This is a genomic window from uncultured Sphingomonas sp. (assembly GCF_913777625.1).
Lineage (GTDB): Bacteria > Pseudomonadota > Alphaproteobacteria > Sphingomonadales > Sphingomonadaceae > Sphingomonas.
Genome location: NZ_CAJYTI010000010.1, coordinates 241,280 through 264,334, shown reverse-complemented (window position 1 = coordinate 264,334; position 23,055 = coordinate 241,280). Strand labels below are relative to the sequence as shown.

Genomic DNA, 23,055 nt, shown 5'->3' with positions numbered 1-23,055 from the left:
AGGGGCCTATGCGCTGGCGATGCTGGCCACCGCACCGGCAAGCCTGCTCGTCCGAAACGCAAGCTGGCGCAGCGGTGTCGCCGGGACGATCTGGCGCGGCGAGGTCGGCGTGGCCGGGGGCAGCAAGCTCGAATGGCAGCTGGCACCGCTGCGCTCGCTGACCAGCCTGGGGCTCGCGGCGGACTGGAAGGCAAGCGGGCCGGACACCGATCTGGGCGGGCAGGCGCTGGTGCATCTGGGCGGCCGGACGGTGCTCGACCATGTCAGCGGCGCGGCGGATGCCAGCCTGCTCCAGGCGATCCAGCCCGACCTGCCCTTTACCTGCCTGCTGGTGATGCAAGTGGAGATGGCGAAGATCGCGGTGCGCGGGGGCAGCCAGATGCTCGACGGCAAGGTGACGACCGATCCCGGCAGCTGCCGCCCCAAGGCCGGGGGCGGTTCGACTGCGGTTCCCGCCCTGCTGCTGACGGCAGAGCATATCGGCGCCCGCACGACGATCCGGCTGACGCCCGCGACGCAGCGCCGGCAGGTGCTGCTCGATGCCGTACTGGGCGAGGATGGCACGCTGGACCTGGGGGTAAGCAAGGACGGCGCGGCGACGCTGCCGTTCGTCGGCCTGCCCGGCGGCGCCCGCATTCAGGGGCAGATGTAAGTCCAACCAAGTCCTCCTTTTGGAAGGGGAGGATTTGCGCGTCCTTTACACCCCCACCAGATTATTCAGGTTGATGATCGGCAGCAGGATCGCGAGCACCATCAGCAGCACCAGCCCGCCCATGACGAGCAGCACCAGCGGCTCGACCAGCGCGACCAGCGTCGAGACCAGCGCGTCGAGCTCGCGCTCCAGCTCCCCCGAGGCGCGGCCGAGCGCGGGGGCGAGCTTGCCCGAGCTTTCCCCCGATGCGACGATCGCGACCAGCATGGAGGGGAAGATGTCCGCCTCCTGCATCGCCGCGCGCAGGCTGATGCCCTCGCGCACGCGCATCGCCACGCCCATCGCCTTCTGGCGGACGAAGTGGTTGGGCGTCACGGCCGCCGCCGCGTGCAATGCGTCGACCAGCGGCACCGCGCTGCCCACCAACGTCGCCAGGCTCCCGGCAAAGCGCGCAGCGTTCATCTGGCGACTGAAGCGACGAAACGGGCGGCGCTCGGCAAAGAAGCGATGGACGCGCAGCCGGTTGGCCGGCACGCGCAGCCATCGCCCGAATGCAACGATGCCGAGCCCGACCGCGATCAGCAGATAGAGGCCGAAGCTCTGCAGGAACGCACTGATCGCGATCAGCGCGCGGGTAAGCAGCGGCAGGTCGGCGCCGCGCGAGACGAACACCTTGACGATGTCCGGCACGACATAGACCAGCAGCAGCACCATCATGCCGAACGACACGCACGCCAGCAGCGCCGGGTACAGCAAGGCGAGCTGCAGCTTCTGGCCGTTCGCCTGGCGGTTCTCGACAAACTCGGCGAGGTGGTTGAGCACGTCCGGCAGCCGCCCCGAGGCCTCGCCCGCCGCCACGGACGCGCGGTAGAATTCGGGGAAAGCCTTCGGATGCTGGGCGAGCGCCGCGGCGAAGCTGCGCCCGTCCAGGATCGCCCCGCGCACGTCGAGCAGCAGCGAACTGACCGCCGGCTGCTCGGACTGGGTGGCGACGAGGCGCAGCGCCTCCTCGATCGCGATGTCCGAGCCGACCAGCGTGGAAATCTGCCGGGTGACGGTGGCGAGCCCGCGGGCGCTGATGCCGCTGCGGCCGAAGCGCGGGAGGGGGATGGCGCCGATCGAACGGCCGCGCTCGGCGGCGGGTTCGACCGAGAGCGGCAGCAGCGCCTGCTCGCGGAGCAGCGCGCGGGCGGCGGCGGGGCTGGACGCCTCGATCACGCCGCGCCTGGCGGCACCGGTGCGATCCGCTGCGCGATAGGCGAACGCGGGCATCTAAAATCCTCCCCGGCACGGGGAGGGGGACCATGCGCAGCATGGTGGAGGGGGGGCACCACACCGGACTCGCTTGGGGAGAGCCCCCTCCACCACGCGGCTGCGCCGCGCGGCCCCCCTCCCCGTACCGGGGAGGATCTTGGACCCGCTCACGCCTCGTCCCTCACGACGCGGGCGACTTCTTCCACCGTGGTCACCCCGGCCTGGAGCTTCGCGACACCGTCGTCGAGCAGGCTGGGGTTGTCCGCCCGCGCATGGCGCTCGATCTCCGCCTCGCTGGCACCGTCATGGATCAGCTTCTGGAACGCATCGTCCACCGCGACCACCTCGTACAGCCCGGCCCGGCCGCGATAGCCTTCGTCATGGCACTGGTCGCAGCCGACCGCGCGCCACAGCGGCACACCCACCGGCAGCGCCCCGCCGAGCAGCAGCGAATCCGCCTCGCTCGCCACGTCCTCGCGCCGGCAGACCGGGCATAGCCGCCGCACCAGCCGCTGCGCGCACAGGCCAACGACCATCGGCGCGAGCAGATAGCGCTCGACGCCCATGTCGATCAGCCGCGTCACCGATCCCACCGCGCTGTTGGTATGGAGCGTCGACAGCACGAAATGCCCGGTCATCGCGGAGCGTACCGCCACCTGCGCGGTCTCCTGGTCGCGGATCTCGCCGACCATGATCACGTCCGGGTCCTGGCGCAGGATCGCGCGCAGGCCGCGGGCGAAGGTCATCTCGGTGCGCGGATTGACCTGGGTCTGCGCCACCCCCGGCAGCTCGTACTCGATCGGGTCCTCGACCGTCATCACGTTGCGCTTGCGGTCGTTGAGGCGGGTAAGCGCGGTGTAGAGCGTCGTCGTCTTGCCCGAGCCGGTCGGCCCGGTAACGAGCAGAATGCCGTGCGGCCGCTCGAGCAACCGGCCGAACACCGCCTTGTCGCGGTCGCTCATGCCGAGGCCGGACAGGTCGAGCTTGAGCGAGCCCTTCTCCAGCAGGCGCAGCACCACCCGCTCGCCATGCTGGGTGGGGATGGTCGAGACGCGGGCGTCGACGTCATGGCCGCCGATGCGCAGCGTCACGCGGCCGTCCTGCGGCACGCGGCGCTCGGCAATGTCGAGCTTGGCCATCACCTTGATGCGGCTGACCAGCAGCGGCGCCAGCGCGCGCGGCGGCTCGATCATGTCGCGCAGCACGCCGTCGACGCGGAAGCGGACGACGAGACGCTTCTCCTGCGTCTCGACATGCACGTCCGACGCGCCTTCCTTCACCGCTTCCATCAGCAGCGCGTTGATCAGGCGGATGACCGGCGCGTCGTCGCGGGTGTCGAGCAGATCGTCGACGCTCGCGGCGCTGTCGGCGAGCGCGGCCAGGTCCATGTCGCCCAGGTCGATATCGGCGGCAGCGCCCCCCGCCCCGCCATAGGCCTCGCCGAGCGCGGTATCGAAGGCCGCCCCCTCCAGCCGCACGAAGCGCGCGCCGGGGGCCAGCCGCTGCACTTCCAGCAAGCCTTCCAGCGGCGCATCGGCGCGGTGGAGGCATTCGATTCCCGCGTCGCTCGTCCGCAGCAGGACGCCGTGGCGGCGGGCGAAGCCGTAAGGCAGCGTCGGCAGGTCGATGATCATCGGCCGAGTTCCACCTGCGCGGAGACATGGCCCGGCGCAGCCAGTCTCTGGATGGTGATGCGGCGAATCCGCAGGTCGCTGGTCGTCGTCACGTCCGCCAGCCAGTGAATAAGCGAGTCGTAGTTCGCATCGGCGACGGTCGCCTGGGTACCGCCCGCGCTGGGCGCGGTGGTGAGCGGGACCACGAACGCTGCCGCCGACTGGACCGCGATCGCTTCGGGCGCGCCGGTGCGGCGCTGCGGCTTGGCCGAACTCAGCGATCCCGCCGCGCGGATGCGGGCGTTCAGCGTCTCATAGGTGCGGATATCGGCCAGCGCCGCAGCGCGCGCGGCCTGTATCGGCTTCACCACGCCATACACCAGCAGGACGGCGCCGAGCAGCACCGCGAGCACCGCCAACAGCCTCCGCTCACGGACGGTGCGCGCGTGCCACCATGCGCCGGTGCGCGAAAGGCCGGCGTCGAGCGTCGGCAGCTGGGTGCGGATGAACGCTCTCATGCCGCGTTCGCCGTAATGCGAATGCTGCCGTCTGGCGAGGCCGTCGCCTGGCCGCGGATGCGCCCCGCCTTGAGCGCCTCGGCAATGCGCGCCGCCAGATCGGGCGCGCCGGGATCGCAGTCCATGGTCAGGACATCGCCTTCGTAGCGCACCGCCCGCACCGCAAGGCTTCCCGCCAGCGGCGTCAGCACCGTGGACAAGCGCGCCAGCAACGGCACGAAGCGATCGGGAGCGCGCCCGCCCCCGGACGGCAGCAGGTCGGTCACGGTCGCCTGGACGTCCCCGCTCAGGTCTGTGCCCGGCGACATGGTTGATACGAGCGCCCGCGTCTCCGCCGCGCGGCGATCGGCGATCACCCGCAGCATCAGCGCATCGCCGCCGGCGATCAGGATATGCGCGGCGACACCGATCCCCAGGATCCAGCCCAGTCGCCGCCAGCCGCTTGCGTCGCGCGCATGGCGGGCAGCGAACGCGCCCTGACGAAGATCGAGTTCCGCCGCGGCGATATCGGCCCGCGCGGCATCGTCGCGCAGATCGGGCGCCTGCCCCTGCACCACCATGTCGCCAGGCAGCGACTCGCCCAGATGGTGGAGTTGCGGCCGCCCGGCCGCTTCCCACGCCGAACCGAGCAGCGCCGCGGGTAGCGCAAAGCCGGTGCCGTCCGCCGCGAGCACCAGCGCGCGGCCCTCGCGCACCTCGACCGTCCAGCCCTGCGCCGGGCGCGGCAGCAGCAGGACGTCGGGCACCATCGGCGCGCTGCCCAGCCCATGCGCCTCGGCCAGGGCGACCCAATCGGCCATCGTCTCGGCCCGCACCGCGCCTACGAGATAGCGGTGCGGCGCCTCGGCGGGATCGGTCCGCGCCCCCAGGGCGAGGTGCAGCGTCTCCACCGGCTCCGCCACCAGGTCCTCGATGGCGAAGGGCAACGCCGCCAGCCGCCGGGCGCGATTCGGCAACGGCAGGTCGACGGCGAGCAGCCGCACCCGCTCGGTCGGCACGAGGATGGTTGCGGGTCCCTCCGCGGAGACTATGATCAGCCGGTCGCCCGCCAGCGTCCACACCCCCCCGGCGTGCGGCGGCGGCAGGTCCGACGGTCGGGCACCGCCTGTCATAGTAGCTTCACGGGTGGGACGCATGAGCCAGGGATGCGCATAGGATTGAAACCATTTTGTGACATCGCATCGCAGCGCGCCCCGCGCAAGCTCCGCCAGATCGGCGAGCATGAAGCCGGGCTGACGCTGATCGAGATGCTGATCGTGCTCGTGATCATCGCCGTGGTCGCGGGCCTGGTAACCATGAACGTGATCAACCGGCCCGACGAGGCCCGCGTCACCACCACCAAGGCCAACATCTCCAGCATAGGCGTGGCGTTGAAGACCTACCGGCTCGACAATGGGGAATATCCCACGACCGAGCAGGGGCTGAAGGCACTGGCGGAAAAGCCGACGATTCCGCCGGTCCCCGCCAACTGGCCCCAGGGCGGCTATCTGTCCGAGCCGCCGCTCGATGCCTGGGGCAAGCCCTATGACTACAAGTCCGACGGCAGCGCCTATACGATCCGCTCGCTCGGCAAGGATGGCAAGCCCGGCGGCGAGGGCGTGAACGCCGACCTCGAAGGCAAGGGCTGATGCCGGACGGGGGGGCCGGCAGCGATGCGCGTAGCGCCTCCCAGGCCGGCATGACGCTGATCGAGATGCTGATCGTCCTCGCGATCATCGGCGTCGCCGCGGGTGCGGTGACGCTGGGCATCGGCGCCGCCACGCGCAAGCCCAGCGTCGAGGCCGAGGCCCGTCGGCTCGCCTCGCGGCTGCAGGCGGCGGCGGACGACGCCATGCTGGGCGATCGGCTGGTCGCCTTCACGGCCCAGCCGCATGGCTATGGTTTCGCGACGGTCGCCCCGAGCGGGAAGCTCGCCGCCCGCACCGACGACGCCTTTGCCCCGCACACGCTGCCCGCGGGCATCACCCTCACGCTCGATACTCGCCCGCCGGTCGTGCTGGGCGTCGACGGATCGGGCAAGCCGATGGCCGCGACGATCGACAATGGCAGCCAGCGCTGGGTGGTCCGCTATGACGGGCTGACCGCCACCGCCGTGCCGGCACCCACCTCCTGATGCGCGACGACGAACAGGGCTTTTCGCTGATCGAAGCGCTGGTGGCCCTCGCGGTGCTGGCGATCGCGACGGTGGGGCTGATGCGCACCGTCCAGACGCATATCGACTCCACCCGCGGGCTCGAGCGCCGCGCCGCCGCCATGTGGGTCGCCGAGAACCGCCTCGCCGAACTGGAAGCCGGCATCGCCAGCGATACGCAGGTGGAGATGCTCGGCGAGCGCTGGCGGATCGCGGTCGACAAACGCGGTACCGACGATCCGGAGATTCTTCGCGTGCGTATCCGTGTGTTTCCCGCCGGAGACAAGACGCCGCTTGCATCGCTCGACGGCTTCGTGGACGGACGCACGGGATGACCCGCTTCGCCCTCACCCCGCGCCAGACGCGCACTGCGCTGGACCTGCTGACCGGCGCGATGGTCGTCTCGGTCGCCGTGGCGCTGGCCGGGCTCACTTGGCGGATCGCCGGCCATGCCGGCACCGGCGCGATCCTGGTGCCGTCTGGCCGCACCGCGCCCGATGCCCAGCCCGACCTGACCTCGGTGATAGGGCTGGCGCCCTTCGGCAAGGCGGTGACCGCCGATGCGCCGCAGCCGACCGCGCTGCCGCTGGAGCTGAAAGGCGTGGTCGCGGCGATCCCGGCCGAGCTTTCCACGGCCTTCATCGCGGTCAGCGGCGCACCGCCCACGGCCTTCCATGTCGGCCAGGCGGTGAACGGTGCCACCATCGCGGCGATCCAGCGCGATCGTGTGCTGCTGGACAATGGCGGGCGCCGCGAGTTCCTCGCCTTCCCCGATCCGCGCCTTTCCCCCGAGCAGCGCCAGGCCGCCGCCGCCGCACCGCCCCAGGGCGCCCCTTCTGCCCCTGGTGTGCCGTCGGCGCCGCCTGCGGGCCCGCTGCCGGGCAACAGCGCGGCGGTTCTCCAGAAGCTGGGCGCCACCCAGACGGCCGACGGCTTCCGTATCGGTGCCAACGGCCCGCCGGGGATGCAGCCGGGCGACGTGATCACCTCGGTCAACGGCACTGCGCTGACCGATACCCAGGCCGCCAACGCCGCCTTTGCCGCCGCCCAGCAAAGCGGCGCGGCCCAGGTCCAGATTTTGCGCGACGGACGGCGGATGATGCTGACCGTCCCGCTGCACTAGAAGAGAGAGTTCCCGCGTGAAGATTCGCCCCACCCTCGCCTGCCTCGCGCTCGCGCCGCTGCTGCTGGATCCGGTGCTGGTCGCCGCCCAGACCGCGGCCGCGCCGCAGGACGCCGCCGATGTGGTGATCAACATGCGCGGGGTGGAAATCGCCGATGTCGCCGATCAGATCTCCCGGATCACCGGCCGCACGCTGATCCTCGATCCCGCCGTGAAGGGCGTGGTGACGGTCACCTCGTCCAGCCCGCTGACGCCCACGGGTGTGTGGGACCTGTTCCAGTCGGTACTGCGCGCCAATGGCTATGCGGCGGTGCGTTCGGGCAGGGCGTGGCGGGTCGTGCCGGCCGCCAATGCGGTGCGCGACGGCGGGCTGCCCGCACGCGGTGCCGCCGGGCAGGAGTTGATGACGCGCATGGTGCGGCTGGCCAATGTCCCCGCCGCCGACGCTGCCCGCATCGCGCGCCCGCTGGTCGCGCAGTTCGGGAGCGTCGAGCCGCTGACCGCGCCCAACGCGATCGTCATCACCGACTATGCCGACAATGTCCGCCGGATCGAGGCGATCGTCCGCCAGCTGGACGGCGGCGGCGGCGCGACCTTCGCCGCGATCGCACTCCGGAACGGCAGCGCGCCCGCCGTCGCCCAGTCCGTGCAGAATGTGCTGGGCGGGGATGCCGGATCCGGCACCCGTGTGGCCGCCGACGAACGCAGCAACACCGTGATCATCCGCGGCACCCCTGCCGCCGTGGCCGAGGGCCGTCGCATCGTCGCCTCGCTCGACCTGCCCGGCGGCTCCACGCCGATCACCCGCATGTTCCGGCTGAACTATGCCGATGCCGAAACCGTGACCGACGTGCTGCGCGGCGTGCTCGGCCTGGCCGAGAGCAGCGACAATGCGGTCGCGAACAGCCTGTCGAGCACCGCCGCCAACCCTTTCGCCCGGCTGGCCTCGCAGAGCAGCCTGTCCGGTTCGACGAGCGGCGGGACCGGGCTCTCGGCGGGGACCACGGGCCTGTCGAACGGCACCAGCGCGAGCGGTGTGCAGGCCGCGACCGGCACGACCACGCCGATCATGCAATCGACGACGCCGAAGACGCCCAAGGGCTTTTCGACCCCCGACCTCACCGTGCAGCCGGCGCCCGAACTCAACGCCATCGTCATCCGCGGTGCGCCGAGCGCCATCGCCTCGATCGAGCCGCTGATCCGCGACCTCGACGTGCGCCGCCCGCAGGTCCTGATCGAGGCGGCGATCGCCGAGATCACCGGCGACGATGCCGAAGCGCTGGCCGTGCAGCTCGGCAGCAGCGGGGCGGTGCTGAACAAGGTCACCGGGGCTGCCACCTCGTTCAACGCCGGCGGCACTTCGCTGGGCGCGATCCTCACCGCGCTGGGCGTGCCCGCCGGATCGTTGCTCGGCACGGGCGCGAGCGGCTTTACCGGCGCCTTCAAGGTCGGGGATGATTTTTCGGTGCTGCTCCAGGCACTGGGCACCTCCACTCGGGCCAATCTGCTGTCGACACCGCAGATCACGGTGCTGGACAATGTCGCCGGCGAGTTCATCGCCGGACAAAACGTGCCGTTCGTCACCGGCTCGATCCTCACCAACTCCAGCTCGGCGACGCCCTACACGACGATCGACCGCAAGGACGTGGGCATCACGCTCCGCGTGCTGCCGCGGATCAACGCGGGCGATACCATCCGCCTGCAGGTCAACCAGGAAGCCTCGGCGATCGCCAGCACCACCGTGTCGCAGGCCTCCGACATCATCACCAACAAGCGTGCGATCAACACCACGGTGCTGGCCGACAACGGCTCGACCATCGTGCTGGGCGGCCTAACTGCCGACGATTACCAGGACACCCGCCAGCAGGTGCCGGTGCTGGGCGACATCCCGCTGATCGGCGAGCTGTTCAAGAGTCGCAAGGAACAGCACCAGAAGCGCACCCTGTTCATCTTCCTCAAGCCGACGATCCTGCGCGACGGCGCCGATGCCAGCGCGGCCGCCAAGGATCGCTACGCCCGGCTGCGCGCCGACGAGAGCGAGAACGCCAAGCGCAACAGCCTGTTGCTGGCGCCGCCGCCGGCACGGCTGAAGGTGGAGATTGACGGGATCTACTGAGCCGCGGGCGCGCCTTCGGCGGTCGGCAGCGGCACCCGCACGCGCTGGCCGCCGCGACTGAACAGCGCTGCGTCGATCGAGAGCGATTCCAGCCGCCAGCCATCGACGCTGTCGCCGATCGCCAATGTGCGACTGGGTCCCTGCGCGGTGCGCACCAGCGCCACCGCATCGCTGCCGAGCCGGCCGACGATGCCGGTAAGCTGCGGCGCGTCCGGCGGCGGGGCGGCCTCCACGGCGGGTGCGAACAGCGGGCGATCGAACAGATGCGCGAGCGGCGGCGCGAGCGGCGCGACGAGCGGGGCTAGCACCGGCGCGGGCTTCGGCGGCGGGGTCGCACCGGGCGCGAGCAGCAGCACGGGCAGCAGCACCGCGACACCGGCGGCCGTCGCCAGCGCGATCTTCTGGGCACGCGGCATCACCGCGTCGCCCCTACCAGCACGCCGCTCAGCCGTACGCCGCTGCCCTCGGCAGGCTCGATCCGCCAGCTGCGGAAGCGGAGCAATGGCCGCTCGCGCTCGATCGCATCGGCCAGCGCGAGCACTGCCTTTTCGGGGCCCGACACGCGCAGCGACAGCGCCATCAGCGGCGCCGGGCTGTCGAGCGGTGCGATTGCCTCGACCAGCACGCCGCCGCCCCGCGCCAGCCGCTCCACCCGCTGTTGGGCGACGCTGGGCCCGCCGGATGCCGGGAAGGCGAGGTCCGGCCGTAGCGGCGGCATGGTCACCGCCGGCGCGGCCGGCGCCGCCGCGGCCGCGCTGCGCGTCGCCCGCGCCCGGGCAAGGTCGCCGAGCGCGGTACCGGTCCACGGTGCGAGCAGCGCCGCGAGCAGCAACCCCGCGCCGGTGCCCCACAGGATCGGCCGCGCGCTCATGGCAGCACCCCGCGCAGCAGCACGCGGGTCCGCCCCTCGCCTTCGCGCTGGCGCACGTCGCGCAGCGGTGCGAGGGCGGGCACCCGGCGGAGCGCGCTGCGCAGCGCATCCGGGTCGCTGGTCACCACCTCCAGTTCAAGCGTGCCGTCCTCGCGCAGCGCCGCACGGGCAAGCATGTCCTCCTTGGGCAGCGCCGCTGCGGCCCCATCGAGCAAGGTCGCTGGGCCGGGCCGCGCCAGCGCAGCACCAAGCACGTCGCGCGCCTGCATCCTTGCCCGTTCCGCTTCTCGGCGGAGCGCCTGCTGCGCGTCCAGCCGGGCAGCGTCGCGCCGGGCGATCGCGCCGAGCCACTTCGCCCCGACCAGGGTTGCGAGGGGACCAGCGACGATCAGCAACGCGAGCAGCGGCGCAACCCAGGGCCGCGCTGCCGTCGCCGCCGGCGTCGGCGATACAGGTTTATCCCGACGGAATCGCGCCGCCATCTGGGCAGCGAGGCTGGGCCGATTGGACTCGTGCTGGGGATCGGAAGGCTCCGAAGTCATGCCTCGCGATTAACCGGAAGGGCCGCCTTGGCAAGGCCGTTGCGGCGACAAGACCGGGCTCCCTCCACCCGGCAAGGCCTTCCGCGCGACGCTGAGCTCCTCTACACCGACATGCGAAAGGAAAGCTTCCGATGCAGATCGCGGTGTTGACGTTCGACGGGTTCAACGAACTGGATTCGTTCGTCGCCGCGGCGATACTCAACCGGCTGCGTGCGCAGGGCTGGGCTGCGCACATCACGTCACCCACCGAGGAAGTGACCTCGATGAACGGCATCACCATCCGGCGACAGAAGCCGCTCGCCTTCGCGACGGAGGCCGACGCGGTGCTGATCGGCAGCGGGATCAAGACGCGGGAGATCGCCGCCGATGCAGAATTGCTCGGGCAGATCCGGCTCGATCCGGCGCGCCAGCTGATCGGCGCGCAGTGCTCCGGCACGCTGCTGCTGGCCAGGCTGGGGCTGATCGGCACCCTGCCCGCCTGCACGGACCTCACCACCAAGCCCTGGGTGATCGAGGCCGGGGTCGAGGTGCTCGATACGCCCTTCGTCGCGCATGGTAATGTCGCGACCACGGGCGGCTGCCTCGCCTCGCAATATCTTGCCGCCTGGATGATCGCGCGGGGCGCGGGCGTCGCGGCGGCGCGCGAGGCGATCCACTATGTCGCGCCGGTCGGCGAGAAGGAGGAGACGGTGGCGCGCGCGCTGCGCGCGGTGTCGCCCTTCCTCCTCGCCGAGGCCGAGTTCAGCGATCGGTGCGGCTGACGATATTCGCCGTCCCGTCGGGGGTGATGGTGATCATGTGGCTGCCCGCGCCCTTGCAGTTGGCACGCCACAGCGGCAGCCCGTTCATGTCCGGGAGGCGCTGCGAGCTGTCGACATGCTCGCACGGCAGCCCCGCGTCGCGGATCGCGCGGATGAACACGACGTTGCGCACCTGCTCGGTCATCGCCACCACCTGCGCGGCGACATTGTTGCCGTCGTCGCCATTGTCGACCACCGCATTGCTCTCCGCCGCCGTGTCGGCCGCGGCATTGCCGGTCGCCTCATTGCCCTTGTTGCAGCCCGCCAGCGCCACCAGGGCGAGGCCGGCAAGAAGGATGCGCGTCGTCATGATCCCAGTCTCCTGATCACCTGGCGCGGGGAGCTGCGCCGGGCATGTTCCAGCATTCCGCCAAAGCGTATGCGATCGTGAAGGTTCCGGAGGGAACCGCCGCCATCAGCGCTGATAGGCCTTGGGCAGCGCACCTTCCTCGGGCTTCCAGTAGCGATCGCGCAAGCGGGTCTGCCGGCTGGTGAGCGACTGCTCGATCCCGTCGACATAGAGCCGCACCGGCGCACTGCCGATCTCGAGCGGATCGCCGTCCCACACCACCACGTCACCAGCACGGCCTGGGCGCAGCGAGCCGAACGCCTCGCCCAGCCCCAGCGCCTCGGCGGGCTTGGAACTGATCGCCGCGAAGGCCGCATTCCAGTCAAGCCCGGTGGCGCCAGGCACGCGGGTGAGCGCAACCAGATTGCCGGCATACTGCTTCTCCAGCCGCGCCTGGCGGGCTTCGTCGTCGTTGATCGTGCCGACGCCGACCAGTACGCCCGCCGCCTTAAGCCGGCCGATGTTCGACTGGGTAGCGGCCAGCTGCTCGAAGCTCGCCGGCAGGTCGTTGAGCGGCGAGGCGATCACCGGCACACCGGCGGCGGCGATGTCCTTGGCCACCGTCCAGCCCTCGGTCGCACCGACCAGCACCAGCTTCAGCCCCGGCGTCTCGCGCTTGAGCTGGAGCAGCACCAGAATGTCCGACGCGCGCTCGACATGGACGAGCAGCGGCACCTTGCCCTGCACCACCGGCGCCAGCGCCTCGGCATCGGCACGGGTGAGCAGCACGTCCTTGCCGCGATCCGAGAAGCTCGCCGGATTGCGGACATAGGCGCGGACCTCGGCAAAGGTGTTGTGCAACAGCGCGATCGCCCCCGCACGGCTGCCACCGCCGGCGCGCGCGCCGCTCTCGCCATATTCCATGAACTGGAAGGCGCGCGGACGGGCGACGGCGTGGAAGTCGCTGCGGGTGTCGATCACCGCACCCTGGCCCGCGAACACCGAACCGCGGCCCACTTCGGGGGCGACGACAGCGCGGGTGACGCCGTCGGCGCGGTTGATCGCGATCGGCGTTGCACGCGGGTTGACCGCGGGGCTGACGTCCAGCGCGGCGTTGAACGGCGAGTTCTCGGTCCCCGCGTCGTTGGTGACCGAGACGCCATCGACCTCGACGATGCCGAGGCGGGTGAATCCGGCGAAGATGCCCGGCGTCACATAGCGCCCGGCGGCATCGACCACCTGCACGCCCGCCGGCACCGCGACACCGCGACCGGCCGCGACGACCTTGCCGCCGCGCACGACGACGGTGCCGCCTTCGACCGGCGCCGCCCCGTCGCCGATCACCAGCTTGGCGTTGGTGATCGCCACATCCTGCGCCATCGCAGGGGCCGCGAGCGCCGCAAGGGCCGCCGCGGCGAGAAACAGGGTCTTGCTCACTTCACATCCCCCTCGCCCGGCTGGCCGAGCTCGAAATCGGAAACCGGACGGCGCTTGGGATCCTTGGCGTCGTAGAGCAGCGCGCCATCGACCCACACCATTTCCGGCCGCGTGTAGACGCTGAACGGATTGCCGTTCCACAGCACCACATCGGCCATCTTGCCGGCGCGCAGGCTGCCGGTCTTGTCCGAGATGCCAAGCGCGATCGCCGGGTTGATAGACAGCCACTTCCAGGCAGTCGCCTCCGAGACGTCGAAGCCCGCGCGGATCGCCGAGGCGCGCGCCTTGGCCACTTCCTGGTTGAGCCGCTGGATGCCATTGGCGTCGTCCGAATGGATCATCGCGCAGGCGTCTTCCTTCTCGAGGATGGCGAGGTTTTCCGGCACCGCGTCGTAGGATTCCATCTTGAAGCCGTACCAATCGGCCCAGACCGCGGCGCAGGTGCTGTTCGCCTTCAGCAGATCGGCGATCTTGTACGCTTCCACCGCGTGGTGGAAGGCCGAGACGTGGTAGCCGAACTCCTTGGCCATATCGAGGACATTGGCCATTTCGTCGGCGCGGTAGCAGTGGTTCTGCACCCGGATCTCGCCCTCGAGCACGCCGCGCAGCGTGTCCATTGCGATGTCGCGGCCAGGCGCCTCGCCGCCATCCTTCTCGTACTTGTCCCAGCGACGCTTGTATTCGACGGCGCGCGCCCAGGTCTGGCGATCGACGGCGATGTTGCCCATCCGCGTGGAGGGCTCGCGGCCGCGGCTGCCATAGACCCGCTTGGGATTCTCGCCGCATGCCATCTTGAGGCCATAGGGCGCACCGGGGAACTTCATGCCCTGCATGGTGCGGGCATAGACGTTCTTCAGGACCACCGATCGGCCGCCGAACAAGTTCGCCGAGCCGGGCAGGATCTGCAGCGTGGTGACGCCGCCATTGACCAGCGCGCGGCTGAAGCCCGGGTCCTGCGGCCAGACGCTGTGCTCGGCCCAGACATCGGCGGTGACCGGCGAGGTCGCTTCGTTGCCGTCCGACAGCGCGTCGACGCCGGGCGAGGGATAGTCGCCGAGGTGGCTGTGGATGTCGATCACGCCGGGGGTGACATACTTGCCCTGCCCGTCGATCACCGTCACGCCGGCATCGGCGGTGAGGTTCTGGCCGACGGCGACGATCTTGCCGTCGCGGAACAGCACCGCACCCTTGTCGATCCGGCCGCCTTCACCGTCGAGGACGGTGACGTTGGTCAGCAGCGTCGGCACGCCCGGATAGGGGCGATAGGTCGACGGATAGGGATCGTGGTTATAGCCCTTGCCGAGGCCCGGCCCCTTGGGTGCGGGTGGCGTGCTGGATGCGGTGGCGGGCTTCCCCCCGGTACCCCCGCACGCGGTTAGGGCGACGCAGGCGGCCGCCATGGCGAAGCTTCGGATCAAGCGTGACTCCCTCGGATTGTTCTGGATGTCCCCGCCACGATTGATCGCGGCCCGGATCGCATTTGGCAAGCACCTGACCGAAGAGGATGCGGGAATCGGCGGAAATCCGTGCATCTCCCTATGGCTTTTCGCGAAAAATTAATCGATGCTGAGCAAATCGAAGCTCGGCTTCGACCTGTGCAGGGGCAGGTGGTTTGCGCGTTGAAAGAATTGACATCGCCGCGACGGCACGTGACCCGTCGTCTGCAAACGGTAGCCTGGCCCGTGCGCTGACGCTATTCGCACTGGCCTGCACCCTTGCCGTGCTGGCGGGATGGGCTTTTGACGTGCCGCTCCTTCAGCGGTTTCTTCCCCGCCTCTATCCGATGTGGCCGATCAATGCGCTGGGCTATTCCCTTGTCGCGATCGGCCTGCTGATCAGCCAAACCGGCCGCGACCGCCGGGCGGCGCCGTTCCATGGGGCCGCCCTGCTGATCGGCGTGCTGGCGATGGCACATCCGTTGATCGCCCCCTGGTTCGATCTCGGCACCCTGCTGTTTCACGATAGCGTCGCAGCGTCGGGCATGGCGAATGCGGGGCGCCCAGGGGTCAATGCGATCGTGTATCTGCTGATGCTGCCGATCGCGGCCTATGCCGCGCGCAGCCGCTGGCACTTGCTCCGCGAAGTGGCCCCGCTGATCGCGATCGCCCCCCTGTCACTGGCGCTGGCCTCCGGCACGGCCATGATGCTCGCGTCCAGCGCATCCATCGTCAACGCCGAGCTTCGTGCCTCGGTGCCGGGCACCCTGGCGGCGATGGCACTCACCGCGGCCATGCTGCTGGACCAGGGCAGGCATCGCCGACATCTGCCGACGCGCGTCGAGGGATCCGGCCCGCGCGGAATCCAGACGCTGGTGGCGGGCGCCATCCTCTTGCCCGCCCTGCCGGCCACGTTCGAGCTGCTGGTCGAGCGCGCCGCCAACGGCTCGCCGGCGCCGGGACATCTCGTGCTTGCCATGTTCAACGTGCTGGCGGTGGGATTGATCGCCTATTGGGCAGTCTACCGAGTCGGTCAGGAGCAAAGCGCTCGGGCAGAACTGAGCCTCGCGCTGGGCGGCGCCACCGTGGTGATGACGGATGCGCGGGGCCAGGTCATCCACTGGTCGCCGGGGTGCAAGCAATTGTACGGCTTTAGCGAGACGGAAGCGGTCGGCCAGAACCTCTACATGCTGCTCCGCGCCCGCTGCCCCAGCTGGAACAGCAGCTATGCGCTTCCGGACGCCGACGGCGCGCAGGAACTGATCGAGGAGCGCAAGGACGGCCGCGAGATCCACGTGATCGAGCGGCTGCTGCGCTACGCAACGCCGAGCCGCGGCGCGGTGACCGTCCACAGCATCCTGGACATTTCCGAACGCGTCTCGGCGCTGCGCGCGCTGCGGGCGAGCGAGGAGCGGCTTGCCCAGGCGACGGCAGCCCATGAACTCGGCATCTTCGACTGGGACATGAGCGGCGACCATATCGAATGGTCGCCTGGCACCGAGCAGCGGCTGGGCCTGCCGCCGGGATCGCTCTCCAGCTTCGCCAACTGGCGGCAACTGATCGATCAGAACGACCTGGAGGATCTGCGCGCTACCGTGATGCGTGCGGTGGAACAGCGCGCCGACCGATTTTCGTTCCGCTATCGCCTGACGATCGGCGGGGGTGCAGGCCGAACGCTCGAAGGCTCGTCCCGGTGCTTCTACGACGCGAAGGGCGAGCTGATCCGCGTGGTGGGCGCCGTACTCGACATCACCGAGCGCGACGAGCGGGAAGCCGCTCTCCGCCGCCGGGAGGCGCAGCTGCGCACCGTGCTCGAAACCGTGCCGGACGCGATGATCGTCGTGACCGGCGGCGGCGCGATCATGCAGTTCAGCGCCGCAGCGGAAGAATTGTGGGGCTATCGGGCGTCCGATGTCGTCGGCAGGCACTTCTCGATGCTGATGCCATCGGACGAAGTGGACGCGAGCCAGACCGTGCTGCAGCGCTTCCTCGAGACCGGCGAAGGCCTGGCCGGCGAAGTGCTCGTCGGCACCGCGCTTACCGCGGACGGCCGCAGATTCCCCGCCGAGATGCGCGCGGGCGCGGCGCGGAGCGACGATCACCTGCTGATCACCGTCTTCATCCGCGATCTCAGCGAGCGCGTCGCCAGCGAGCTGCGCCTGAGCGAGCTCAACAACGAAATCGCCCATGTCTCCCGCCAGAGCGCGATGAGCGAAATGGCGGCGGATCTGGCGCATGAACTCAACCAGCCGCTCAGCGCCACCGCCAATTTCCTCGCCGCCGCCCGCATGCTGATCGAGCGCGGCGAAGGCGGGACTCGCGTGACCGATCTGCTTCGCATGGGGTCGGAACAGACCCAGCGCGCCGGCGAGATCATCCGCCGCCTCCGCGCCTTCGTCGCACGCGGCGAGGTGGAGATGCGCGTGGAGTCGGTCGAACGCACGATCCGCGATGCGGTGGAACTCGTCCTGGTCGGGACCGGCCACTTCAACCTACGGGTCAGCTTCAACCTCGATCCCGCCGCGCGGTTCATCCTGGCCGACCGAATCCAGGTGCAGCAAGTGCTGGTGAACCTGTTGCGCAACGCGGTCCAGGCCCTAAAACTCGTCGAGCCCGACGAGCGACAAATAACCATAACATCCGAAAAGCAACCAGATCAGATGATTGCGATCACGGTAACCGACAGTGGCCCTGGTCTTCCTGCCCATGTCTTGGAAACACTGTTTTCGCGATTCACCACAACAAAAGGGGGAGCAGGTGGAATGGGGATTGGACTTTCGATCAGCAAACGCATTATCGAAGGCCATGGCGGTACATTGAGTGCGGAAAACGCGCCTGGGGCTGGCGCGTCGTTCCGTTTCACATTGCCCGGCATCGAAGAAGGTGAAGAATAATGACCCGAACGATCTACATCGTCGACGACGACGACGCCGTCCGCGCCTCGTTGCACAGCCTGCTTTCCGTTCGCCCGGATCTGATCGTCCGCGGCTATCGCTCGGGGGACGCCTTCCTGGAGCAGGAAGCCGAACTCGACCCCGGCGTGGTGCTGCTCGACTTTCACATGCCCGGATCCAGCGGACTGGATGTGCTGACCAAGCTGGATCGGGCGCCCAAATTCGTCGCGATCGTATTGACGGGTCAAGGCAATGTCGGGCTCGCAGTGCAGGCGATGAAGGCAGGCGCGCTCGATTTCATCGAGAAGCCCTATGAGGCCGAGTTCCTGCTCAAGGTGATCGACCAGGCCTTTTCCAAGCTGGAAGAGGACAGCGAAGCCGCCGCGCGCACGGCAACGGCCGAATCGAAAATCGCCAAGCTGTCGCCGCGCGAAACCGATGTCCTGAAGGGTCTGATCGAGGGACGATCGAACAAGATCATCGCCTATGAACTCGACATCAGCCCCCGCACGGTCGAGATCTATCGCGCGAACCTGATGGAAAAGCTTGAAGTGCGCAGCCTTTCCGAAGCGCTGCGCATCGCGTTCGCCGCAGGGCTTTTCCCCAAGGGGTGACATAGCAAATCGCCTGAGAATGGCCCGAAATGGGGCGTTCTCAGGCGACACTCACATACGCACCGCCTGGAGATCTTCGAACGTCGCGCCCGGAAACATGGTTGAGGCACGCTGGCAGTGTCTGCGACACGGCCGCAAAGGCGCAGGGGTGCGCGCGCTTATCGCTGGCGCAGCAGCAAGGCGATGGCGGCGCCGGGATCTTCCCGGCCGACGTGATGGATGTGCGGCGATGCGGAATCGCCATCGGCACCGATGATCAGCAAGCGCTCCCACATGGGATCGCCGCCCAGCGCAGCCAGACCGCCGGGGTGGGCGGAGGCAGCATCGACATCAGCGACCAGGACCGGAGACACCCCGCCCAGCCGGCCGATCCGCACGGAATCGACCTGCTCCATGCTCACCACGTCCATGCCGGACAGCGCGAGCCGGGCGGCCAGCGCACTGCGCAAGCCGGACTCGCGTACCATCAGGATAACCAGCATGTTCAGAACCATCACGATCGCTTGGAGAGCCTGCCTGTTTGGGCGATCATACCGTGTTTCTCGCAGGTTTCTAGACTGGTATCGCTTTGGTTTGCTCGTGTCGTCGCATCAGAACTTCAGGACCAGGTCCGCATAGCCGTAGCGGGCGTCGCCGGTGTGCGGGGCGTTGGGCGCCTGGGTGAGGAAGCGGCCCTTCGCGAGATAGGCGGCGCCCAGTTCGAAGCGCAGCCGGTTGGGGATCAGCGAGCGGCGCACGCGCACTTCCACCTCGGTGCCGGCGTGGCGGCCCGAGGCGCCGGTCTTGTCGCGCACGCTGGTGAAGGCGAAGGTATCGGTGCGATCGGCCAGCCATAGCCCGCGCACCGCCCCCATCAGGTCCAGCCGCTTGGAAGGCGTGGCTTCGATCCGCACGCCCGGCGAGACGAGATTGGCCAGCCCGACCGGGCCGAACAACGATGTCGGGCCGTAATCGGCGCGACGCGCGCCGAAGAGGGAGTCGAAGCGGCGATAGGTCCCGTTGGCGCCGCCGCCGCCGCTTGCATAGTCGAAGAAGCCCGACACCCGCGGCGTCCAGCGTTTCGAGAAGGTGTAGCCAGCCTCGGCGTGGAGGAACCCCGCGCGCACTTCGAAATCGGCACGATCGGTGGCGGTCGTCGTCAGGCGCGCGGTCCCGCGCTGCAGGGCCGCCTCCGCCTCGACGTCGAACTTGCCCTTGGCGGGCGTGCGACGAAGGCGCAAACCGAAGGTCACCATGCGGCGATCGCGCGTCTGGTAGCCGGGCCGGTCCTGCTCGGCGAGCCGATAGACATAGCCGCCGACGCTCAGCTTGTGGCCGACATCGGCAAGGTTTCCGTCGGCGCCGTAGAAGACGGTACCGGTATTGACGTGATCGAGCTGGAACTTGTTGTTGTAGATCCCGTCGCCCCCGTTCGGCAGCGCATCCATGGGGTGCGACCAGAAAAGGACGAGTTCGTCCTTGTTCTTGCTCTTGTAGTCGGCCCGGACGCCCAGATAGGAGGGAAAGGTATTGCCGAAATCGGCGCGGGCGACCAGGCGCTGGGCGCCGAACGTCATCGTGAAGCGCCCGGCCGTCGCCGTCAGGCTGTCCTTCTTGCCAAGCACATTGCGGAACTTGTAGCTCGCATAGGCCTGGAGCGGCTCGATGGTGTTCACATCGCTGGCTCGGACCGAGCTGTTATGCCCTTCCCCATAGCCACGCGCCTCCATCAGTTCGCCGCCGATCGTGAGGCTGTCCCACTGCAGCTTCGCCGCCACCAGCGTGCGGAAGGATATAAAGGCGATACTGTCGTCGACTTTCGGGCGGAACTGGCCGTCAATGCCCTCCAGGCGAGTACGAAAACTGCCTTCGATACTCAGTTTGGGACCAGCCGGCGGAGCCGCGGCTTCGGGCTTGGTCTGCGCCTCGGCCGCGCCCGCGGCGAGCAGCAGCGCCAGCCCTGCGCCACGAACGATCCAAGCCCTGTTCCTACCTTCGTGCACGCGTCCCTACCTTCGGCGGTTATTCCTTGCCCTTATAGAAAGGAAGTCCGCGTGTTCGGTCAGTTAGCGCCGCCCTAGGGGTTTCCCCGATCTCCTCGGATACCGTTACGTAAATCGCGATCCGCTAGCAGTACCGCGACGCCTCTATAATGAGCAGCACATCGCCCTTTTTTGGGCATCGAAATCTGCTCCGACCTGCGATCGGAGCTTGCGGGTGGATCGCTACATGCTTGCATTTCTCGACGACTGGCCCCTCACTAAAAAGATGCTGGCGGCGTTCAGCTTTCTCGGGATTTTGCTGATCGGCCTGGCGATCAACGGGTGGGTATCCAACCGCGACCTCACCGGCATCGCGCGACGGCACGTCGAGGTCAGCGTCGCGGGCATGTCGAACATGACGGACGTTATCAGCGACATCAAAGAGATGCGGATCATCGTCTACAGCCACTACAACGCGCTGACCGACGACGAACGCGCCAAGCTGCAAAAGCGCCTCGACACGGCTTCGGAGGAACTGGACCGCGACATCAAGGCCTTCGCGGCAGTGGCGGATCCCGCAATGGCTGCCGACGTCACCCGCCTGACCGCGATCAAGGGACAGCTGGACGACACCAATCGCCGGATCTTCGACGCCGACGTCACCAACAAAGAGGGTGGCCTCAAGCTGATCAAGGGCGAGGGCAAGGAGCGTTCGCACGACGCGCTGGATCAGGCCCAGAAGATACTGGACGCGCTGCGCAAGGCCTCCGAGGACGCCAATGCGCGCGGCAACGCATCGTCCGCCACGGCGCTGGTCCTCACCATCGGCCTCTCGGTCCTCTCGTTCGTTGCGCTGGGCGGCGTGTGGCTGGTGATCAATCGCACCGTCGCCCAGCCGATGGCGCGCCTCGCTCAGGCGACCAAGACGCTGGCCGAAGGCGGTGTCGCCGACGTGCCGAGCCTCGGTCGCGGCGACGAGCTGGGCGAGATCGCCCGCGCCGTCGAGCAGTTTCGTATCGCTGCCGCGGAACGCGCGCAGATCGATGCGCGCGCCGCCGCCGAGCAGGCGATGGTGACCAACACCGTGCGCGAGAGCCTGGTCCGGGTCGCCGCCGGCGACCTGACCGCCAACGTCACCGCCGACTTCCCGCCCGCCTATGCCGAGCTCAAGAGCAACCTCAACGAGGCGCTGGTCGCGCTCCGCGAACTGATCGGCTCGGTGATGGAATCGACGCAGAACATCCGCACCGGATCCAGCGAGATCGCGCAGGCCAGCGAAGACCTGGCCCGGCGCACCGAGGCCAATGCCTCGGCGCTGGAGCAGACCGCCGCCGCCATCACCCAGATGGACCAGCGGCTCAAGGCGACCGCCACCGCCGCCAACGGCACCGTGCAGCGCGCCGACCAGACGATCACCGTCGTCTCTTCGGGCCGCAGCACGGCCGACGAAGCGATGCAGGCGATGAACCGCGTGTCGGAAAGCGCCAAGGGTATCGACAGCGTGATTGAAGGCCTCGACAAGATCGCCTTCCAGACCCGCGTTCTCGCGATGAACGCCGCGGTCGAAGCCGGACGCGCGGGTGAAGCAGGGCGCGGCTTCGCCGTGGTTGCCGATCTCGTCTCCGCGCTCGCGATGCGCGCGGAAGAGGAAGCGGGCCGCGCCCGCGACCAGTTGACCGCGACGCAGGCCGACATCGTGACGGCGGTAGGCATGGTCGAGAAGGTCGATGGCGCGCTGTCGAACATCTCGAGCGATGTCGGCGAGGTGCACCAGCTGCTCGGTCGCATCGCCACCGACAACCAGGCCCAGTCGTCCGCGATCTCGGAAATTTCGCAGACGATCGGGACGATGGACCAGTCGACCCAGCAGAATGCGGCGATGGTCGAACAGACCTCGGCTGCCGCGCGCAACCTCACGTCCGAAGTCGCAGCCATGGCCGATCGGGCCCAGCAGTTCAACATCGGCAGCGGCGGCGGCGGCGGCAGCGTTCGCAAGCCCGCGCGCATGCCGCACGCTGCCGCATCGAGCGGCGGCTATGTCTCGCCGGTCAAGCCGATGGCGGCGGCGGTACCCGTCTCGGCAGGCGGGGACGACTGGGCGTCGTTCTGATCCCCTGCCCCACCGCTCCGAAACACGGGCGCCCGGCGATGCCGCGGCGCCCGTTTTCGTAGGTGTACGGTTCGGTCCACCGCCCACTGAAGGCGGGCGCGACGCTCGGAGCGACGGGGCCATGGACGGAAGGTCCTCCGGCAGCACGGGGCGCGCGATCTGGAAACGGCAGCCGCGGCGAAGCGCCTTGGCGCCGGTCGGCGCAGACACGAAAAAGCCCCGGGGGGCTGCCCCGGGGCTTTTTCGGTATCAGGCAGAAGAACCGGTTCAGGCGGCGGCGGCGGCAGCCGGCAGACCCTCGGTCGCGACATTCGGCCCGCCGAGGCCTTCCATGATCGTGCGGTTGACCGTGATCAGTTCGATGATGGACTCGCGGCCGGCAACCACGTCGCTGGTGAAACGATCGACCCACAGGCCGAGCGAGATGATCTTGGCCCGCAGCTCGACCGGCAGATTGTTGCCGCGCGCACCGCAATCGGTGACGAAGGCCGTCCACATCTCGCGGTTTCGATACAGCGACGGCATCAACAACGCGCCCTTCAGGCCGGCTTCATGTGCGGTCAACATTTCGCCGGTGATCTCGCGCATCAGCCGCAATTCCGCAGCGCGCGGCGTTTCGGCCCGGCTCCGGGCCGCCTGATAAGCATTGATCGTCATTGTCGCTCCTTTGCTCCTGGAGCCATTGTAGGAAGAT

23 protein-coding genes are annotated in these 23,055 nt (G+C 69.0%); 10 read left to right on the top strand and 13 right to left on the bottom strand.

The features are described 5' to 3' along the window. The first annotated feature begins 19 nt into the window (after positions 1-19). Positions 20-652 carry a hypothetical protein gene (locus tag QZ814_RS06330; RefSeq protein ID WP_294330287.1) on the top strand — a complete coding sequence of 211 codons (633 nt, stop codon included), beginning with the start codon at positions 20-22 and terminating at the stop codon, positions 650-652. A 45-nt stretch (positions 653-697) separates the two neighbouring features. On the opposite strand, the gene QZ814_RS06325 is transcribed toward QZ814_RS06330, so the two are convergent. From QZ814_RS06325 to gspL, 4 genes are all read right to left on the bottom strand, one after another. Further along, complete coding sequence (locus QZ814_RS06325; protein ID WP_294330285.1) at positions 698-1,924, bottom strand: type II secretion system F family protein; 1,227 nt, start codon at positions 1,922-1,924, stop codon at positions 698-700. Positions 1,925-2,073: 149 nt separating this feature from the next. Continuing rightward, positions 2,074-3,540, bottom strand: coding sequence for a type II secretion system ATPase GspE (gene gspE, locus QZ814_RS06320; protein ID WP_294330282.1), 1,467 nt, complete (start codon positions 3,538-3,540; stop codon positions 2,074-2,076). Then, complete coding sequence (gene gspM / locus QZ814_RS06315; protein WP_294330281.1) at positions 3,537-4,037, bottom strand: type II secretion system protein GspM; 501 nt, start codon at positions 4,035-4,037, stop codon at positions 3,537-3,539. Before gspM ends, gspE begins: the two co-directional genes overlap by 4 nt. Next, the gene (gene gspL / locus QZ814_RS06310) at positions 4,034-5,149 is read right to left on the bottom strand and encodes a type II secretion system protein GspL (protein WP_294330280.1); all 1,116 of its coding nucleotides are present in this window, start codon (positions 5,147-5,149) and stop codon (positions 4,034-4,036) included. Before gspL ends, gspM begins: the two co-directional genes overlap by 4 nt. A gap of 33 nt (positions 5,150-5,182) precedes the next feature. Between gspL and gspG the strand changes: the two genes are divergently transcribed. From gspG to gspD, 5 genes are read left to right on the top strand one after another with little or no spacing between them, the layout of a single operon-like run. Further along, positions 5,183-5,665 (top strand): type II secretion system major pseudopilin GspG, encoded by a 483-nt coding sequence (gspG, locus tag QZ814_RS06305; RefSeq protein ID WP_294330278.1) that lies wholly within the window; start codon positions 5,183-5,185, stop codon positions 5,663-5,665. Beyond that, positions 5,665-6,150, top strand: coding sequence for a GspH/FimT family pseudopilin (locus QZ814_RS06300; protein ID WP_294330276.1), 486 nt, complete (start codon positions 5,665-5,667; stop codon positions 6,148-6,150). The genes gspG and QZ814_RS06300 overlap by 1 nt, the downstream gene beginning before the upstream one ends. Further along, the gene (gene gspI / locus QZ814_RS06295) at positions 6,150-6,503 is read left to right on the top strand and encodes a type II secretion system minor pseudopilin GspI (RefSeq protein WP_294330275.1); all 354 of its coding nucleotides are present in this window, start codon (positions 6,150-6,152) and stop codon (positions 6,501-6,503) included. Before QZ814_RS06300 ends, gspI begins: the two co-directional genes overlap by 1 nt. Then, entirely contained in the window at positions 6,500-7,291 is a 792-nt protein-coding gene (locus QZ814_RS06290; protein ID WP_294330274.1) for a type II secretion system protein N, read from the top strand. The genes gspI and QZ814_RS06290 overlap by 4 nt, the downstream gene beginning before the upstream one ends. 16 nt (positions 7,292-7,307) lie before the next feature. Beyond that, positions 7,308-9,407, top strand: a complete 2,100-nt coding sequence (gspD, locus tag QZ814_RS06285) for a type II secretion system secretin GspD (RefSeq protein ID WP_294330271.1) — start codon at positions 7,308-7,310, stop codon at positions 9,405-9,407. On the opposite strand, the gene QZ814_RS06280 is transcribed toward gspD, so the two are convergent. From QZ814_RS06280 to QZ814_RS06270, 3 genes are read right to left on the bottom strand one after another with little or no spacing between them, the layout of a single operon-like run. Further along, on the bottom strand, positions 9,401-9,823 hold the full coding sequence (locus tag QZ814_RS06280) for a hypothetical protein (RefSeq protein WP_294330491.1): 423 nt from the start codon (positions 9,821-9,823) through the stop codon (positions 9,401-9,403). The two genes, gspD and QZ814_RS06280, sit on opposite strands and share 7 nt — an antisense overlap. Next, positions 9,823-10,278 carry a hypothetical protein gene (locus QZ814_RS06275; protein ID WP_294330269.1) on the bottom strand — a complete coding sequence of 152 codons (456 nt, stop codon included), beginning with the start codon at positions 10,276-10,278 and terminating at the stop codon, positions 9,823-9,825. The genes QZ814_RS06280 and QZ814_RS06275 overlap by 1 nt, the downstream gene beginning before the upstream one ends. After that, positions 10,275-10,820, bottom strand: coding sequence for a hypothetical protein (locus tag QZ814_RS06270; RefSeq protein ID WP_294330267.1), 546 nt, complete (start codon positions 10,818-10,820; stop codon positions 10,275-10,277). The genes QZ814_RS06275 and QZ814_RS06270 overlap by 4 nt, the downstream gene beginning before the upstream one ends. Positions 10,821-10,951: 131 nt before the next feature. On the opposite strand from QZ814_RS06270, the gene QZ814_RS06265 reads away from it, so the two are divergent. Then, positions 10,952-11,581 carry a DJ-1/PfpI family protein gene (locus tag QZ814_RS06265; RefSeq protein WP_294330266.1) on the top strand — a complete coding sequence of 210 codons (630 nt, stop codon included), beginning with the start codon at positions 10,952-10,954 and terminating at the stop codon, positions 11,579-11,581. Here the strand turns inward: QZ814_RS06265 and QZ814_RS06260 are convergent. From QZ814_RS06260 to QZ814_RS06250, 3 genes are all read right to left on the bottom strand, one after another. Beyond that, on the bottom strand, positions 11,562-11,930 hold the full coding sequence (locus QZ814_RS06260; RefSeq protein WP_294330265.1) for a hypothetical protein: 369 nt from the start codon (positions 11,928-11,930) through the stop codon (positions 11,562-11,564). The genes QZ814_RS06265 and QZ814_RS06260 overlap by 20 nt on opposite strands. Positions 11,931-12,035: 105 nt before the next feature. Continuing rightward, the gene (locus QZ814_RS06255) at positions 12,036-13,346 is read right to left on the bottom strand and encodes an amidohydrolase family protein (protein ID WP_294330264.1); all 1,311 of its coding nucleotides are present in this window, start codon (positions 13,344-13,346) and stop codon (positions 12,036-12,038) included. Continuing rightward, positions 13,343-14,746 carry an amidohydrolase gene (locus QZ814_RS06250; protein WP_294330490.1) on the bottom strand — a complete coding sequence of 468 codons (1,404 nt, stop codon included), beginning with the start codon at positions 14,744-14,746 and terminating at the stop codon, positions 13,343-13,345. The genes QZ814_RS06255 and QZ814_RS06250 overlap by 4 nt, the downstream gene beginning before the upstream one ends. Before the next feature lie 344 nt (positions 14,747-15,090). Between QZ814_RS06250 and QZ814_RS06245 the strand changes: the two genes are divergently transcribed. Then, positions 15,091-17,676 carry a PAS domain-containing sensor histidine kinase gene (locus tag QZ814_RS06245; RefSeq protein WP_294330262.1) on the top strand — a complete coding sequence of 862 codons (2,586 nt, stop codon included), beginning with the start codon at positions 15,091-15,093 and terminating at the stop codon, positions 17,674-17,676. After that, positions 17,676-18,290, top strand: a complete 615-nt coding sequence (locus QZ814_RS06240; protein ID WP_294330260.1) for a response regulator — start codon at positions 17,676-17,678, stop codon at positions 18,288-18,290. Before QZ814_RS06245 ends, QZ814_RS06240 begins: the two co-directional genes overlap by 1 nt. Positions 18,291-18,448: 158 nt before the next feature. On the opposite strand, the gene QZ814_RS06235 is transcribed toward QZ814_RS06240, so the two are convergent. Both QZ814_RS06235 and QZ814_RS06230 read right to left on the bottom strand, forming a co-directional pair. Beyond that, positions 18,449-18,784, bottom strand: coding sequence for a hypothetical protein (locus tag QZ814_RS06235; protein ID WP_294330489.1), 336 nt, complete (start codon positions 18,782-18,784; stop codon positions 18,449-18,451). Between the two features lie 96 nt (positions 18,785-18,880). Then, on the bottom strand, positions 18,881-20,272 hold the full coding sequence (locus QZ814_RS06230; RefSeq protein WP_294330257.1) for an alginate export family protein: 1,392 nt from the start codon (positions 20,270-20,272) through the stop codon (positions 18,881-18,883). 226 nt (positions 20,273-20,498) lie between these two features. On the opposite strand from QZ814_RS06230, the gene QZ814_RS06225 reads away from it, so the two are divergent. After that, positions 20,499-22,361 (top strand): methyl-accepting chemotaxis protein, encoded by a 1,863-nt coding sequence (locus QZ814_RS06225; RefSeq protein ID WP_294330256.1) that lies wholly within the window; start codon positions 20,499-20,501, stop codon positions 22,359-22,361. Between the two features lie 267 nt (positions 22,362-22,628). Here the strand turns inward: QZ814_RS06225 and QZ814_RS06220 are convergent, their stop codons facing one another. Then, complete coding sequence (locus QZ814_RS06220) at positions 22,629-23,018, bottom strand: flagellar biosynthesis regulator FlaF (RefSeq protein WP_294330255.1); 390 nt, start codon at positions 23,016-23,018, stop codon at positions 22,629-22,631. Positions 23,019-23,055: the final 37 nt, after the last annotated feature.

Bases quoted from the DNA above. Each gene is read 5' to 3' on its own strand.
- QZ814_RS06330 (WP_294330287.1), top strand. From the start codon at position 20: ATGCTGGCCACCGCACCGGCAAGCCTGCTCGTCCGAAACGCAAGCTGG.
- QZ814_RS06240 (WP_294330260.1), top strand. From the start codon at position 17,676: ATGACCCGAACGATCTACATCGTCGACGACGACGACGCCGTCCGCGCC.
- QZ814_RS06300 (WP_294330276.1), top strand. From the start codon at position 5,665: ATGCCGGACGGGGGGGCCGGCAGCGATGCGCGTAGCGCCTCCCAGGCC.
- gspE (WP_294330282.1), bottom strand. From the start codon at position 3,540: ATGATCATCGACCTGCCGACGCTGCCTTACGGCTTCGCCCGCCGCCAC.
- QZ814_RS06250 (WP_294330490.1), bottom strand. From the start codon at position 14,746: ATGGCGGCCGCCTGCGTCGCCCTAACCGCGTGCGGGGGTACCGGGGGG.
- QZ814_RS06290 (WP_294330274.1), top strand. From the start codon at position 6,500: ATGACCCGCTTCGCCCTCACCCCGCGCCAGACGCGCACTGCGCTGGAC.
- QZ814_RS06325 (WP_294330285.1), bottom strand. From the start codon at position 1,924: ATGCCCGCGTTCGCCTATCGCGCAGCGGATCGCACCGGTGCCGCCAGG.
- gspG (WP_294330278.1), top strand. From the start codon at position 5,183: ATGCGCATAGGATTGAAACCATTTTGTGACATCGCATCGCAGCGCGCC.
- gspL (WP_294330280.1), bottom strand. From the start codon at position 5,149: ATGACAGGCGGTGCCCGACCGTCGGACCTGCCGCCGCCGCACGCCGGG.
- QZ814_RS06225 (WP_294330256.1), top strand. From the start codon at position 20,499: ATGCTTGCATTTCTCGACGACTGGCCCCTCACTAAAAAGATGCTGGCG.
- gspI (WP_294330275.1), top strand. From the start codon at position 6,150: ATGCGCGACGACGAACAGGGCTTTTCGCTGATCGAAGCGCTGGTGGCC.
- QZ814_RS06265 (WP_294330266.1), top strand. From the start codon at position 10,952: ATGCAGATCGCGGTGTTGACGTTCGACGGGTTCAACGAACTGGATTCG.
- QZ814_RS06235 (WP_294330489.1), bottom strand. From the start codon at position 18,784: ATGGTTCTGAACATGCTGGTTATCCTGATGGTACGCGAGTCCGGCTTG.
- gspM (WP_294330281.1), bottom strand. From the start codon at position 4,037: ATGAGAGCGTTCATCCGCACCCAGCTGCCGACGCTCGACGCCGGCCTT.
- QZ814_RS06275 (WP_294330269.1), bottom strand. From the start codon at position 10,278: ATGAGCGCGCGGCCGATCCTGTGGGGCACCGGCGCGGGGTTGCTGCTC.
- QZ814_RS06220 (WP_294330255.1), bottom strand. From the start codon at position 23,018: ATGACGATCAATGCTTATCAGGCGGCCCGGAGCCGGGCCGAAACGCCG.
- QZ814_RS06260 (WP_294330265.1), bottom strand. From the start codon at position 11,930: ATGACGACGCGCATCCTTCTTGCCGGCCTCGCCCTGGTGGCGCTGGCG.
- QZ814_RS06280 (WP_294330491.1), bottom strand. From the start codon at position 9,823: ATGCCGCGTGCCCAGAAGATCGCGCTGGCGACGGCCGCCGGTGTCGCG.
- QZ814_RS06270 (WP_294330267.1), bottom strand. From the start codon at position 10,820: ATGACTTCGGAGCCTTCCGATCCCCAGCACGAGTCCAATCGGCCCAGC.